Origin of the sequence: Streptomyces aquilus (assembly GCF_003955715.1) — a bacterium.
GTDB classification, from domain to species: Bacteria; Actinomycetota; Actinomycetes; order Streptomycetales; family Streptomycetaceae; genus Streptomyces; species Streptomyces aquilus.
Window position 1 is genome coordinate 1,478,698 of record NZ_CP034463.1, and the last position, 14,791, is coordinate 1,493,488.

Sequence of the window (14,791 nt, forward strand, 5' to 3'; positions counted from 1 at the left end):
CTGTCGGGTGCGGGAGACCACCACCGGTGGGTTCTCGTCGGTCAGTTCTTCTTCTTGCGGACGGTCTTGCTGGTCAGGGTCCAGGTCTTGGACTTCACCTTGTCGTGGTGCTTGTCCTGGGCCGTGACCGTGACCTTGAACCGCGTGCCGTCCGGCAGCGGACCGGTCAGGTGGACGGACACCTTGTGCGTGGCACGGTTGTAGGAGACGACCGCCGTGACATGCAGCTTCTTGGCGGCCTTGGTGCCCTTCAGGATGGTCAGCCCGGCGTCGACGTCCGCGACCTTGAGCTTGTCGGAGACGGCCATGACGAGGGGGTGCTTCGCGTCGGCGGTGTAGGTCACCGTCGACGCGCCCTCCTCGGAGGCCGTCTCCGCCGCCAGCGATCCGCTGGGGTTGGTGGCGGTGAAGACCGGGCCGACCCAGTAGTTCGCCGAACCGTAGGAGCCGGTCGGGAAGGCCGAGTCCGTGCCGTACTTGTAGAGCCCGTTGTGGTGGGCCGTGGTGTCGGCGGTGCCGGTCAGCGGATAGGACTGGTGGGCCGAGGCGAAGTAGCCGCCGTCGACCGCGTAGTGGCCGCTCGGCGCGTGGTAGGAGACGACGTACGCCGTGTCCGCGGTGACCGCCACCGGCGTGGCGAAGGTCAGCGTCTGCCAGCCGGTCGCCGACTCGTTGGTGAAGGTGCCGCTGGCCAGCAGGGTCCCGGAGTCGGTCCACAGGCTGCCGGTGTGGATGCCCGTGTTGCCGGTGCCCTTGTAGAAGGTGACGCCGGTGATCCAGCCGGCCGCCGAGGACGTGAACCGGGTGCCCAGCTCGACGGAGTTGGGGTCGGCGGTCATGTCGGTCGTGGACGGCACCGCGGAGGAACTCCACAGGGTGCAGGGGCAGGTGACCGCGGGCGGGGTGGCGCTGGTGGTGAAGGACCAGGTCACCGGGTCCGTCATGGCGTTGCCCCACACGTCGGAGGCCTGGACGGTCGCCGTGTACTTGGTGTGCAGGGACAGTTCGGTCGACGGAGTGAACGTCGCCTTGTTGGCCGCGGGCAGCGTCACCGCTCCCGGCACGGTGTTGCCGTCCGGGTCCTTCAGCGTGAACGTCAGGTTGTCGGAGTCGACGGACGCGCTGAACACGGCCGACACCGGCGCGGTGATCGCGGTGTCGGTCGCCCCGGAGGTCGGGGAGGTGGAGGTGACGGTGGGCGGGGTGGTGCTGGCCGTGGAGGTGTCCAGGACCACGTCGACCCAGTAGTTGCTGCCGGAGGCGGCCGAGGTCGGGAAGGCGCTCGTCGAGGTGTAGCGGTAGAGGCCGTTGCCTCCGTCGGTGCCGGACTTCAGTGCCGTCAGCGGCGCGAGGCCGGCGTCGCTGTCGGCGAAGGTCGTGTCGTAGGAGTAGCCGCCGTTGGGCGCGAAGTACGAGGCGACATAGGTGGTGTTGGCCTTCACGGTGACCGGGGTGGCGAAGTTGAGCTGCTGCCAGCCGGAGGCCGACTCGCCCGTGAAGGTGCCCGTGGCGAGCAGTTTGCCGTCCTTGGTCCACAGGTTGCCCTTGTGGGTGCCGGTGTTGTACGGCGACTTGTAGAAGCGGACGCCGGTGATCGAACCGGCCACCGTGGTACGGAACTTGACGCCGAGCTCGACCGAGCCGCCGTCGCCCGCGTTGACGGTGCCGGGCACCGCCGTGGCCGGCCAGATGGTGCACGGGCAGGCCTGCGGGCCGACCGTGATCGGGATGGTGGTGACGGCGCCGATGTTGACGCTGTCGTCGACGGCGCGGACCTTGATGGACGCCGAGCCCGGGGTGGACGGGGTCCAGCTGTAGCTCCAGGAGCCGAGCCCGGTCGCGGCCTGCCAGGTCGTGCCGCCGTCCGTGGACACCTCCACGCGGGCCACCACACCGCCGGAGTCGGTGGCGGTGCCCTTGATGGTGACCGGCTTCAGCGCGGGCACGGTGACCCCGGAGGCGGGGCTGGACACGGTGATCGTCGGGCCGGTGGTGTCGGTGGACTTGGTGGCGGCGACGAGCGTGCTCTGCCGCGTCAGCGGCTGGACGCCCATGTCGGCGAAGAGGTTCACCGTCGCCTGCTGCATGCGGACGTCCTCGGTGACGACCTGGTCCTCCGGGTTGTACGTCGGCAGGTTGGTCAGGCCCCACGACCACTGCACGGTCCCCGCCCCGAAGACCAGGGCACCGGAGTCCTGGTCACGGAAGGCGACGAGGCTGTGCTTCGCGGTGCCGTTGCCGTAGGTGTTGCCCCAGTCCATGCGCAGCTTGCCGTCGTTGATGTCCACGGTCGTGGACGACAGGTCGATGGCCCCGGCGGGTCTGGTGGCGTTGTCGATGTCGCTGTCCCACTCGTAGCCGAGGGTGCCCTCCGGGAAGGTCGCCGTCTGACTGGACGTCAGGTTGGCGATGGAGGTGTTGCGCCACAGCCGGTTCTTCCCGTACGAGCCGGGGACGGTGATGGCGTCGGCGCGGTAGCCGTTCACCGTGAACATGGAGCCGGTGAGGATGTTCGGCGGCTGGTAGGACTGCCCGTACTGGGTGCTGGTCGGGTCCATCCAGGTGCCGGTCCACTGGCCGCTGGGGTCGGCGACGCCGTTGTTCTGCGCCATCTTGGTCATCTTGTAGCAGACCAGGGTGCGGTTGGCGGTGTTCGCGCCGTCGATGCTCGGCGTCAGGCGGGTCTTCCAGAAGACCTCGTTGCCGCTGAAGAAGGCCTGCTGCACACCGGCCTTGCGGGCGGCGAGGACCTTGGAGTATTGGTCCTGCGTCCAGTACTCGTCGTGTCCGGAGGACAGGTACACCTTGTGGTTCTTCAGCAGGGTCTCGCCGCGGGTCGAGACGTCCACGCCGGAGAGGTAGCTGACGTCGTAGCCGTTGCGCTCCAGCCAGGCCAGCATCATGTACTCGGAGCCGTAGATGCCGTTGTCGCCGCCGATGTCCAGCGGCCGGTTGTAACTGACCTCGTAGGCACGGCCGTCGGGCGCGGGCCCGGCGCCGCCGTACAGGTCCTGGCCGCCGTAGTCGTTGTAGGCCTGCCAGGTCTGGTCGCTGGTCTGCACGACGATGTCGGAGGTGCTGGAGTCCTTGCGGACCACGAACGGGTAGGGCATCAGCCCGTCGCCGTCGGTCTGCGTCAGGTTCGCGATGTACAGGCCGGACACGGCGTCGCTGGGCACGGTCCAGCTCGCCGTCACGGGCCAGTTGCCGCAGTCGACCAGGCCGGTACTGGCCTTCTTGGTGCAACTCGCCGGGTTGGACGTGTAGTTGGCGGGGTAGGTCGTCGCCGCCTGCGCCGCCGTGGACATCAGGCGGGCGCCGTCACCGCCGTACCAGCCGAGCCGGTAGATCTCGATGCGGTACGAGGTCTTCGACTGGATCTTGAACTGGACGGTGTCCCCCGCCTGAACGCTCTCCTTGGTGGTGAACCCCTTGATGTCACCGTAGGAGTTGGGCGAGTACCAGTCCGTCGACGGGCTGCCCGCCTTGGAGTTCTCGCAGACGATCGGGTTCGAGCCCGATCCGCACGGATCGGCGGCCGCCTGGGCGGTTCCGGCCTGTGGGAGCACCGCCCATATCAATGCTGCTGCGACGGCCAGGCGCACGCCCTGGAGCCGTCTGCTCCATCTGTTCATGTGTACCTCTCAGCGGTGCTGTGCAGGACCGACCCGTGCGGTCGGGGTGGAACGGGGACCAGTCAGCCGGCGAGCGCGTCGGTGAGCGTCTCGACGACGCGCTGCTGCTGGTCGGGGGTGATCTGCGGGTACAGCGGCAGCGACAGGATGCGGTCCGCCGCCTTCTCGGCGTGGGGGAAGTCGCCGCGCTCGTGGCCGAGGTGGGCGTACGCCGGAGTGAGGTGGACGGGGGCGGGATAGTGCACCCCGGCGCCGATGCCCTCGGCGTTGAGCTTGCCGACGAGGGCGTCGCGGTCGGCGTCGGTGACCTGGATGACGTACAGGTGCCAGACGTGGACGTTGCCGGGTGCCGTCACCGGCCGCAGGATCCGGCCGGCGTCGGCGAGTTCGGTGAGCAGTTCGTCGTAGCGTTCCGCCGCCGCCCGCCGGGCCGCGTTGCCGTCCGCGAGCCGCCTGAGCTTGGCCCGCAGGACGACGGCCTGGAGTCCGTCGAGGCGGCTGTTGAACCCGGGCACGTCGTGGCGGTACTTGGCGACGCCGCCGTGGTTGGCGATGGCCCGCACCAGATCGGCGGCCGCTTCGTCGTCGGTGAGCACGGCACCCGCGTCACCGTAGGCGCCCAGGTTCTTGCCGGGGTAGAAGCTCGTGGCCGCGATGCCACCGCTGCCGGGGGCCCGGCCGTCGCGGGTGGCGCCCTGGCACTGGGCGGCGTCCTCCACGACCTTCACGTGGTCCGGCAGTTGCGTTCTGAGGGCGTCCACCTCGGCCATCTGACCGTACAGGTGCACCGGCACGACCGCCCGGGTCGCCGGGCCGACGGCGGCCAACGCGGCCTGGGGATCAAGCAGATGACTGTCGGGCAGGCAGTCCGCGAGGACGGGACGGGCGCCGATCCTGGCGACCGCGCCGACCGTGGCGATGAAGGTGTTGGCGGGCACGACGACCTCGTCGCCGGGCCGTACTCCGCTTGCGCGCAGGGCGAGTTCGACGGCGTCGGTGCCGTTGGCGACGCCCACGACGTGTCCGACCCGGCCGAAGTCGGCGTACTCCCGCTCGAACTGGCGTACTTCGTCGCCGCCGATGAACGCGGTGCGGGCGAGGACCCGTTCGAAGCCGGCCCGCACCTCCTCGGCGACCTCTTCGTGGGCCGCCTTCAGGTCCACGAGCGGAATCTGGTTGTTCACGTGGCCGGTCCCCCCATAGTTCGCGTCACAAGTTCTGCCAGCGCCGCGGCGCCCGCCTCACGCAGCCGCCGGGCCGGGCTCCCCACCCAGACCTCGCCCGGCGGTACGTCGCCGAGCACGCTGCTGCCCATGCCGATCTGCGACCAGGCGCCGATCGTGGTGCCTTCCCTGACCAGGGCGCCGGAGCCGACATAGGCGCCCCGCTCCAGCCGTACTCCCCCACCCAGCCGGACGCCCGCGGTGAGCGTCGCGAAGTCCTCGATCACGTCGTCGTGGGTGAGGACGACGTGCGGCATCACCGAGACATGCGCGCCGACGCGCACCGCGGCGGTCAGCACGCAGTGCGCGAGCAGCACCGAGCCGGGGCCGATCACCGAGGTGCCGGACACCACGGCCGTCGGGTGGACGACGGTGGCGTACCGCTCCTCGGGCAGGCCGAACCGGCGGACCAGCCGGGCGCGGGCCGCGTAGTCCCGCGGGTTGCCGACGCAGACCACGACCCGGGCCTCGGTCAGGTCGTGCACCAGGTCGCCGGCGCCCAGCACGGGCACGCCGTCCACCTCGGTGCCGTGCAGGGCGGGGTTGTCGTCGAGGTGTCCGAGCAGCTCGAACTCGCCCGCGTCCCGCACCGCCTGTGCGGTCTCCCGGGCGAAGCCACCGGCGCCGACGATCACAAGTCCGGTCATCCACCGGCCTGTTCGCGCAGAGCGGCGACCACCCGGTCCTGCTGGGCCTCGGTCATCGTGTGGAACAGCGGCAGGATCAGCGAGTCGCGGGTGATCCGCTCGGTGACGGGCAGCGGGGCGCGCGGATGGTCCGCGTAGGCGGGTTCGAGGTGCGCGGCCATGATCCCGCGCCGGGCGGAGACCCCTGCGTCGGCGAGCGCGCCGAGCAGCTCGTCCCGGCCGACGGGGAAGTCCGCGTCCAGCAGCACCCAGTACGACTGGAAGTTGGACTGACCGTGCGCGGGATCGCGTACGACGGTGAGGCCGGGGACGTCACGCAGCAACGCGTCGTAGCGGGCCGCCAGTTCACGGCGGCGGGTGATCATCGCGTCGAGCTTGCCGAGCTGGACCATGCCGATCGCGGCCTGGACGTCGGTCATCCGGTAGTTGAAGCCGACCTCCAGGTAGCTCTCCAGGACCGGCTTGTTGCTGGCGTGGCGCTCGGCCGCCGAGGCGTTCATGCCGTGCTCGCGCAGCCGGCGCAGCCGGGCGGCCCACTCGGCGTCGTCGGTGGTGAGCATGCCGCCCTCGCCGGTGGTGACGAGCTTGCGGGGGTGGAAGGACCAGGCGGCGAGCAGCGCCCCGTGCCCGACCGGCTTGCCGCCGACCGTGGAGCCGATCGCGCAGGCCGCGTCCTCGACCAGGGGCAGATCCCAGTCGGCGCAGACGGACCGCAGGGCGGCCACGTCGGCGGGGACGCCGCCTTGGTGAACGGCCAGCACCGCCTTGGTCCTTGGCGTCCGCACCGCGTCCACGGCGGCCGGGGTCAGGTTGCCGGTGGCGAGGTCGACGTCGGCGAACACCGGCTCGGCGCCGACGTACCGTACGGCGTTCGCGGTGGCGATGAACGACAGCGAGGGCACCACGACCTCGTCACCGGGGCCGAGGTCCAGGGCGACGAGGGACAGGTGCAGGGCGGTGGTGCAGGAGCTGACGGCGATGCCGTGCTCGGCGCCGACCCGTTCGGCGAAGGCCTTCTCGAAGGCGGCGACGCGCGGGCCCTGGGCGACCCATCCCGACAGCACGGCGTCGGAGGCGGCCTGCGCCTCCTCCTCGCCGAGCCACGGGATCATCACCGGGATGCGGTCGGTGCTCACTGGGCGGCCTCCCGCTCCGCGCGCCACCACTCGACCAGGTCCTTCAGGCCCGTGCGCAGGTCGATCTGTGCCGTGAACCCGAGCCGTTCGGCCGCCCGCGAGGTGTCCGCGAGGCGGCGGCTCACGCCGTTCACCGCCCGGGCGGGACCGTGCACCGGCTCCAGCCCTTCGGCACCCATCGCCTCCAGGAGGCCGTCGGCGAGCTCGCGCAGCGACGTCTCCGTGCCGCTCGCCACGTTGAACACCTCGTCGGTGATGTCCGACTCGGCGGCCAGCACATTGGCCCTCGCGATGTCACGGACGTCGACGAAGTCCATGGTCTGCGTGCCGTCGCCGAGGATCAGCGGCGGCTCGCCCGCCTCGATGCGCTCCATCCAGCGGATGAGGACCTCGGTGTACAGGCCGTGGATGTCCATGCGGGGGCCGTAGACGTTGAAGTAGCGCAGCGCCACGTAGTCCAGGTCGTACATGGCGTGAAAGCTGCGCAGCATGCCCTCGTTGAAGGCCTTCGCGGCGCCGTAGAAGGTGTCGTTGTTGTACGGGTGGTGGCGCTCGGTCGTCGGGAAGTCCTCGGCCATGCCGTAGACGGACGCCGAGGACGAGGCGATCACCTTGGACACGCCCGCCGCGGCCGCCGCCTCCAGGACGTTGAACGTCCCGTCGACCAGCACCTCGTTGGCGAGCCGCGGCTCCTCCGCGCACTGGGTGATACGGATCGCGGCGAGGTGGAACACCAGGTCGGCGCCCTCGGTCACCTTCTTCACGGTGTCGATGTCGCGGACGTCGCCCTCGACGACCTCCACCACCCCGCTCGGCAGGGCCTGCGCGAGGTTGGCGCGCCGTCCGCGCACGAAGTTGTCGAGTACGACGATCTCGCGGGCGCCGCCTTCGGCGAGGAGGTCGACGAGGTTGGAGCCGATGGTGCCGGCTCCCCCGGTGACCAGGATCTTCTTGCCACGAACACTGCTCAACTGCTGTGCCCTCTCAGGTGTGTTCACTTCGTTCAGCGCCCGGCGCGCAGGCCGACGACCGCGCCCTTGAACTCGAGGCTGCGGGAGGCGGCTTCGAGGATGTCCAGCACGCGCAGACCCGCGCGGCCGTCGGTCAGCGGCGCCCGGCGCTCGCGGATGGCGTCGCCGAACTCGTCGACCATGCCGCGCAGCGCCTCCTTCTCCCCGAGGGCGGGCGCGACCATGTCGCCGGAGCGGTAGGAGACGAGCATGTCCCGGCGTTCGTCCGCGCCGATCTCCTGCGGCGAGGCCAGGTCCACGCCCCGGTCGTAGACCGCCACCCGCTGAAGGGGGTTGAGGTCGTCCCAGACGAGGGTGCGCTTGGCGCCGCCGACCATGGTGGTGCGGACCTTGGTCGGGGAGAGCCAGTTGACGTGCACGTGGGCGATGGCCCCAGTGTTGAGCGTGAGCGTCAGATAGGCGACGCAGGCCTGTCCGGCGCCGATCGGGTCGGCCCCGTGGGCGGCGACGGCGACCGGTTCGACGCCCGCGGGGAGGATGAAGTCCAGGATCGACAGGTCGTGCGGGGCCAGGTCCCACATGACGTCGATGTCCTTCTGGACCAGCCCGAGGTTGATGCGCACGGAATCGACGAAGTGGATCTCGCCGAGTTCCCCGGAGTGGACCATGTCCCTGATCCGGCCCACGGCGGGCGTGTAGCAGTAGGTGTGGTCGCACATCAGGGTGAGGCCGCGGTCCTCCGCCTCGGTCACCAGGCGCATGCCGTCGGCGTAGGTCGCCGCGAGCGGCTTCTCGACGAGGACGTGCTTTCCGGCGCGCAGGGCGGCCAGGGCGATGTCGAGGTGGGTGCCGGCGGGCGTGGCCACGGCGACGGCGGCCACCTCGGGGTCGGCGAGGACGGCCGCGTAGTCGGCGGTGGCCTGGACGGTGGAGTAGCCGCCGAGGACCCGCTGGGCGCGGTCCACGTCGAGGTCGCACAGCCAACGCAGCCGGAACCGCTCGCTGGCCTGGAAGTTGCGGACGAGGTTGGGACCCCAGTAACCGGCCCCGACGACCGCGACCCCCATCGGCTCCTGCGTCACAGCGCTCCTCTTTCCTCGGTTCTTCGGTAGGTCCCGGCTCATCAGTAGGCCCCCGTTCCGCGCACCACCACGGACCCGGTGCGCAGGAGGATGGTCAGGTCGAGGCCCATCGACCAGTTGTCCACGTATCCGAGATCGAGCCGTACGGCCTCGTCCCAGGGCAGGTCGGAGCGGCCGCTGACCTGCCACAGCCCGGTGAGTCCCGGCTTGACGAGCAGGCGTCGTTTGATGTCCGCGGTGTACTCCTCGACCTCCGCCGGCAGCGGGGGGCGGGGGCCGACGAGCGACATCTGACCCCGCACCACGTTGAGCAGCTGGGGCAGTTCGTCGAGCGAGCTGCGGCGCAGGAACGAACCGACGCGGGTGACGCGCGGGTCCTCCTTCACCTTGAACAGCAGACCGTCGCTGTTCTCGTTGAGGTGCTCCAGCTCCGCCTTGAGGGCCTCCGAATCGGGCCGCATCGTCCGGAACTTGAGCATGGTGAAGTGGTCGCCGTACCGGCCCACCCGCTGCTGGCGGAAGAGTGCGGGGCCGGAGCTGTCCAGCCGTACGACCAGCGCGACGACCAGCATGGGCAGTGCCAGGAGAAGCAGCAGGACAGCGGCGAGGGAACGATCCAGCAGTTCCTTGGGCAGCCGGGAGAACCGGGAGAGGTTCGGCGCCTGGATCCGCACCAGCGGCACGCCGTTGGTGGGCCGGACCGCGAGCCGGGCGGCGGACACGTCGGCCAGCGTCGGGGCCAGCAGGAAGTCGACGCCCTGCGCGGCCGCCGTCCAGGACATCCGCCGCAGGACGAAGGCGTCGAGCTCGGGCGCCGGGAGCACCACCATGGCGTTGACGCCCATGGCCCGCACGACGTCGTTCATGTCGTCGATGCCGCCGAGGACGGGAATCCCCAACTTGCGGATGTCCGTGGCGTTCTCGGGGTCGGTCAGGCACACTCCGGCCAGTTGCAGCTCCTGTGCGCCGCCGCGACGCAGTACGCCGACCAGCTCCAGGATGCCGCGCGAGGGTCCGACCAGCAGGGTCGTGCTGCGGTCCCGGCCGCGGGCCCAGCGCCTGAGCAGTCTGCGGCGCAGCAGGTGCCGGACCGGCAGGGCGATCAGGACAGCCGGTATCGCGGCCATGGTCATGTCATGGAGAAGGGCCGCATCGTGCGTGAACAGCCAGTACGCGGCCGCGGCCAGCGCCGGCAGTGCGACCGCGCCGCGCAGCACCCTGCGGTACTCCTCGGTGCCCTGGCCCAGGGCACCGCGGTCGTAGGTGCGATGGGCGAGCATCGTCAGGATCCAGGTCGGAGGCAGCACGAGGGCCACCGCCCAGCGGCCGTAGGCTCCGTGGATCACCAACGCCGCGGCAACGGCCGCGAGGCCGTCCGCGACCAGCAGAACGGTCCGGTACTTACGGTCCCAGGGTCTTCGTCGAGCTACCGGACGTCTAAGTTCCGCATCCAAGTGCTCATGCGTGACCTCAATGGTCATGGCCCCCCACCACAGGCGCAGCTACCCCTGGCCGCAAGAGATCAGGACATACCGTCGCACGTCCGCGGCAGGGCTGGATCAGTGCCGTCGTGTCTCCTCCACACAGCGGCACCGGAATCAAGAAAGCAGAGCCGAGAAGCAATCAAGAAGGACTGCGACGGTTCCCCAACCGCCTCATGCCCTTTGCAAGTTGGTCAATGAGAGTTTCCCATCCGGTTACCGAGGCCGCGCCTTGGCATGCCTTCAGAGGCAAATCCCCTCCCTCACCAGCCTGGCGGCTCTCAATCTAGAGCATTGACCACAGCCACGGGAACAGTTGGACGAAACACACATCGCATTCGCGACACCGGCGTCATACTGCCCAGGTGACGAGCATCGTGATCCCGGCTCACAACGAGGAGCGCGTCATCGGCCGGCTCCTCGATTCGCTGCTGGACGACCCCGCGGAGGACCGCCCGGACATCGTCGTCGTGTGCAACGGCTGCACCGACGACACGGCCCGGATCGCATCCGAACGCGGCCCGCGCGTAACCGTGGTGGAGATCCCGGTCCCCTCCAAGCACGCGGCGCTGCGCGCGGGCGACGAGCACGCGCTCGGCTTCCCCCGGATCTACGTGGACGCCGACGTCGTCCTCACGGGCGCGGACGTACGAGCGCTCGCCGAGCCCCTGGCCGACGGCGCCTCGGGTGTTCTCGCCACCGCCCCCGAACGTCACCTCCCGCTGGCCGGCTGCGCCTGGCGGGTGCGCGCCTACTACCGGGTGTGGCAACGCCTCCCGGCGGTGCGCGAGGGCCTGTTCGGGCGGGGTGTCATCGCGGTCTCCAAGGAGGGGCACGCCCGGATCGCCGCCCTGCCCCCGCTGATGGCGGACGACCTGGCGGCGTCCCTGGCGTTCACCGCCGAGGAGCGGCGCGTGGTCGCCGGGGCGCGGGTCGTGGTCCATCCGCCGCGCACCTGGCGGGACTTGATCAAACGGCGGATCCGGGCCATGGTCTCCACGGCACAGGTCGAGGAGCATCGCGGGCCGGAGGAGGCCTCGGCCCGCACCAGCACGGCGGACCTCAAGGCCATGCTCCGCGCGGAGCCGACCCTGATCACGAGTGTCGTCGTCTTCGCCGCGGCGGCGGTCGTCGCCCGGCGACAGGCCCAGAAGGCCATCCGAGCACGGGACTTCGACACCTGGCTGCGGGACGACAGCAGTCGGCAGAACTGAACGCGGCGCACCAGGAGTCCTGATCATGTACCTCACCGACCGCTCCGCCACGCCGGAGGCGGACGCCACTCCGGACCGAAGACGCGGCCCGGGGCCCAAGGTCGCCCCGGTCGTGCTCGTGCTGGGCACGGTCAGCCTGATCACCGACGTCTCCGCGGAGATGGTCACCGCCGTCCTCCCGCTGTACCTCGTGACCACGCTCGGCTTCAGCCCCCTGGGCTTCGGTGCCCTCGACGGCGTCTACAACGGCGTCAGCGCCCTGGTCCAGCTCACCGGCGGCCACCTCGCCGACCGGATCCGCAACCACAAGCTGCTGGCCGGGCTCGGCTACGGCCTGTCCGCGCTGTGCAAGCCGCTGCTCCTGCTCGCCGGCAGCATCGGCGCCCTCGGCACCGTCCTGGCCCTGGACCGCACCGGCAAGGGGCTGCGCACCGCCCCGCGCGACGCGATGATCTCCCTGTCCACACCGGTCGAGCGGCAGGGTCGGGCCTTCGGTGTGCACCGGGCGATGGACACCACCGGCGCGATGCTCGGCCCGCTGGCCGCCTTCTTCATCCTGCGGGCCGCGGCCGACGGCTACGACGCCGTGTTCGGCGTCAGCGCGTGCGTCGCCGTGCTCGGCGTGGTCGTCCTCCTGCTGTTCGTGCCCGGCAAGCGGCGCGACACGCCGGACGGTGCCGGGGCCGAGCCGAGGCCGCCCGTCCGGGTCGGGGAGGCCCTCGCCCTGCTGCGGCTGCCCCGGCTGCGGGCGCTCGCGGGCTGTGCCGCGCTGCTCGGTCTGACCACCGTGAGCGACGCGTTCGTCTATCTGCTGCTCCAGCGCCGGGCGGGGGTCGGCGAGGAGTGGTTCACGCTGCTGCCGCTGGGCACCGCGGTGGTGTTCCTGCTGCTGGCCGTGCCGCTCGGCGCGCTGGCCGACCGGATCGGGCGGCGCACGGTGTTCCTCGCCGGCCACGTCGGCCTGCTCACCGCGTACGCCCTGCTGCTGTGGGCGCCGGACACCCCGCTGCTGGTACCCGCGGTGCTCGCCCTGCACGGCTCGTTCTACGCGGCCACCGACGGCGTGCTGCCGGCCGCGCTGGCCGGGGTCGTGCCCGAGCATCTGCGCGCCAGCGGCCTCGCCATCGTCGGCACCAGCCAGGCGCTGGCCCGGTTCTGCTGCTCGCTCGCCTTCGGCGCCGCCTGGACCATGTGGGGCGACGGCACGGCACTCGCCGGCTCGGCGATCGGCCTGCTGTGCTGCGCGGCGGTCGCGGGCGTGGTGCTACGACCGTCCGGCGGGCCGCGATGACCGGCGCACCGCCCTCCGGCACCAGCGTGGTGCTACGACCGCCGGGCGAGCCGCGATGACCGGCACAGCGCCCCCGGGCACCAGCACAGAACCGACAACCGCCGCAAGGAACCCCATGACTTCGCTCCGCCGCCGCCTGCTCATCCTCGTCGCGGCGGTCGTCCTGCTCGCGGGTCTGGCGACCGGCCTGGTCCTGCACGCCGCCGACCGCGCCGACGAGGCGAACCGGCCCCAGGCCGGCGGACCCGCCGTCAGCTCAGGGAAGCTGACGCTCGACCGCAAGAATCTCCTGACCTTCGTCAACGCGGCCGCCGGCCCGCACCGCACGGCCGTCGCCTCGGTGCCGTCCGCCGACCCCGGCGCCGGCCGGACCGCGTCCGACCTCAAGTGCGCCCGCTTCTACGCGGCGGCGGGCACGGGCATCTGCCTCCAGTCCGACACCGGCGTCCTCAAGCAGAGCAACCGCGCCCTGCTCCTGGACGCCGAGCTGCGCACCGTACGGACCTTCCCGCTCGCGGGCATCCCGAGCCGGGCCCGGGTCTCGCCGAGCGGCCGCTTCGTCGCCTGGACGGTGTTCGTCTCCGGCGAGTCGTACGCGTCCGCCTTCTTCTCCACCCGCACCTCGCTCCTCGACACCCGCACGATGAAGCTGGTCCCCAGCCTGGAGACCTTCTCGATCACCCTGGACGGGAAGCCGTACAAGGCGGCGGACGTCAACTTCTGGGGCGTCACCTTCGCCTCCGACGACGACACCTTCTACGCCACCCTGAACACCGCCGACAAGACGTATCTGGTGCGGGGTTCGATCTCGGGGAAGTCGGTGACCACGCTCGTCGAGAACGTGGAGTGCCCCTCCCTCTCCCCCGACGGGACCCGCGTCGCCTTCAAGAAGCGGGTGCTGTCGCGCACCGACCTCTGGCGTGAATACGTCCTCGATCTGCGCACCCTGCGCGAGACCCCGCTCGCCGAACGCCACAGCGTCGACGACCAGGCCACCTGGCTCGACGACGACACCGTCGCCTACGCCCTGCCCACCGAGGGCAAGGTCGGCAGCACGGATCTGTGGAGCGTGCCCGCCGACGGCAAGGGAACGCCGCGCCTGCTGATCGCGGGGGCGTCGTCCCCGGCTCCGCTGTAGGGCGTGCGTGGTCAGCCGGGTGGCGTGGCAGGTCCGGGTCCTCGGCGGTGAAGTGAACTCGTAAAAAGGCAGGGTCCCCTGACAGTGCCTGGGTCAGTCGAAGGTGACGTCGTAGCCGCCTGCCGGGCCGGGGACGTCGAACTCCCGTATCCGTTCGCCGAGGCCGGTCACGCGGGCCCGGCAGCGGTAGCGGCCGGCCGCGAGGCGGTCGACGACGAAGCGGCCCTCAGGGGTGGTGCGGGTGGTGTGGACCGGGTCGCCGGACGTGGTCTCCACCCTCACCCAGGCACCCGGGATCGGGGTGCCGTCCGCGGTCAGCACGGTCCCGCCGATCCGGATCAGCGCCTCGCCGCCGACGGTGGTGCGGAGCGTCTGGGTGGTGACCAGGGGGCCGACCTCCTCGACGCGGGGAGCCACCGGCACGGTCACCGTCAGGTGGATGCCGGGACGCCACGGCTGGCGGCCGCCCATCGTGCCCCAGAACTCGGCGTACTTGGGAAAGCCGTCGGCAGGGAGCACGGAGGTGGGCAGGGTGGCGTCGGCGAGCAGCGGGGGGAAGGCGACGGGCAGCTTTCCGGGACCGTAGATCTCGGCGGGGACGAGCGGCTCGGCGGCGAGCAGGACGGCGGCGGCACGGTAGAGCAGGGCGTGTTCGTCGACGGTCGGCTCGACGGCCTGGTTCGGCGTGGCCGGGCTCCAGGCGGTGATCAGGTAGTGCAGGTCGACCCGGCGCGAGGAGAGTTGGCTGACGGTGATGCCCGCGAGCTGGGTGCGGGCGCGTTCGTTGGTGCGCAGCTGCCGGTTCTCCCGGAGCTCCACCAGATACACGTTCAGCGCGAGCCCCGAGAGGTTGCCGACGAACGTACGCCAGTTCTCGTCCGGCGGCTCGAACCGCACCTGCGCCTTGTCGGCCAGCCCGTCGACCCGGGCGACCAGGAGGTCCCGCAGCATACGGTCGATGTGCTCGATCACG

At 71.0% G+C, this 14,791-nt stretch carries 11 protein-coding genes; 3 read left to right on the forward strand and 8 right to left on the reverse strand.

Going from position 1 to position 14,791, the window contains the following annotated elements; all coding sequences use genetic code 11:
- Positions 1–41: 41 nt before the first annotated feature.
- The 7 genes from EJC51_RS06925 to EJC51_RS06955 form a co-directional block, all read right to left on the reverse strand.
- On the reverse strand, positions 42–3,635 hold the full coding sequence (locus EJC51_RS06925; RefSeq protein WP_126270228.1) for a DUF4082 domain-containing protein: 3,594 nt from the start codon (positions 3,633–3,635) through the stop codon (positions 42–44).
- A 62-nt stretch (positions 3,636–3,697) separates the two neighbouring features.
- A complete protein-coding gene (locus EJC51_RS06930) occupies positions 3,698–4,819 on the reverse strand; it encodes a DegT/DnrJ/EryC1/StrS family aminotransferase (protein ID WP_126270229.1) in 1,122 nt (373 codons plus the stop codon).
- Positions 4,816–5,505 (reverse strand): acetyltransferase, encoded by a 690-nt coding sequence (locus tag EJC51_RS06935; RefSeq protein ID WP_126270230.1) that lies wholly within the window; start codon positions 5,503–5,505, stop codon positions 4,816–4,818. Before EJC51_RS06935 ends, EJC51_RS06930 begins: the two co-directional genes overlap by 4 nt.
- Complete coding sequence (locus EJC51_RS06940; RefSeq protein WP_126270231.1) at positions 5,502–6,641, reverse strand: DegT/DnrJ/EryC1/StrS family aminotransferase; 1,140 nt, start codon at positions 6,639–6,641, stop codon at positions 5,502–5,504. The genes EJC51_RS06935 and EJC51_RS06940 overlap by 4 nt, the downstream gene beginning before the upstream one ends.
- Positions 6,638–7,612 (reverse strand): SDR family NAD(P)-dependent oxidoreductase, encoded by a 975-nt coding sequence (locus tag EJC51_RS06945; protein ID WP_126270232.1) that lies wholly within the window; start codon positions 7,610–7,612, stop codon positions 6,638–6,640. Before EJC51_RS06945 ends, EJC51_RS06940 begins: the two co-directional genes overlap by 4 nt.
- Positions 7,613–7,644: 32 nt before the next feature.
- Complete coding sequence (locus EJC51_RS06950; RefSeq protein ID WP_244362540.1) at positions 7,645–8,694, reverse strand: Gfo/Idh/MocA family protein; 1,050 nt, start codon at positions 8,692–8,694, stop codon at positions 7,645–7,647.
- A 41-nt stretch (positions 8,695–8,735) separates the two neighbouring features.
- Positions 8,736–10,040 carry a sugar transferase gene (locus tag EJC51_RS06955; RefSeq protein WP_244362542.1) on the reverse strand — a complete coding sequence of 435 codons (1,305 nt, stop codon included), beginning with the start codon at positions 10,038–10,040 and terminating at the stop codon, positions 8,736–8,738.
- A gap of 500 nt (positions 10,041–10,540) precedes the next feature.
- On the opposite strand from EJC51_RS06955, the gene EJC51_RS06960 reads away from it, so the two are divergent.
- From EJC51_RS06960 to EJC51_RS06970, 3 genes are all read left to right on the forward strand, one after another.
- Positions 10,541–11,389 carry a glycosyltransferase family 2 protein gene (locus EJC51_RS06960; RefSeq protein WP_126270235.1) on the forward strand — a complete coding sequence of 283 codons (849 nt, stop codon included), beginning with the start codon at positions 10,541–10,543 and terminating at the stop codon, positions 11,387–11,389.
- Between the two features lie 25 nt (positions 11,390–11,414).
- Positions 11,415–12,680 (forward strand): MFS transporter, encoded by a 1,266-nt coding sequence (locus EJC51_RS06965; RefSeq protein WP_207924884.1) that lies wholly within the window; start codon positions 11,415–11,417, stop codon positions 12,678–12,680.
- Between the two features lie 115 nt (positions 12,681–12,795).
- Entirely contained in the window at positions 12,796–13,818 is a 1,023-nt protein-coding gene (locus EJC51_RS06970) for a TolB-like translocation protein (protein WP_126270236.1), read from the forward strand.
- 93 nt (positions 13,819–13,911) lie between these two features.
- Here the strand turns inward: EJC51_RS06970 and EJC51_RS06975 are convergent, their stop codons facing one another.
- Positions 13,912–14,790 (reverse strand): Pvc16 family protein, encoded by an 879-nt coding sequence (locus tag EJC51_RS06975; protein WP_126270237.1) that lies wholly within the window; start codon positions 14,788–14,790, stop codon positions 13,912–13,914.
- Position 14,791: the final 1 nt, after the last annotated feature.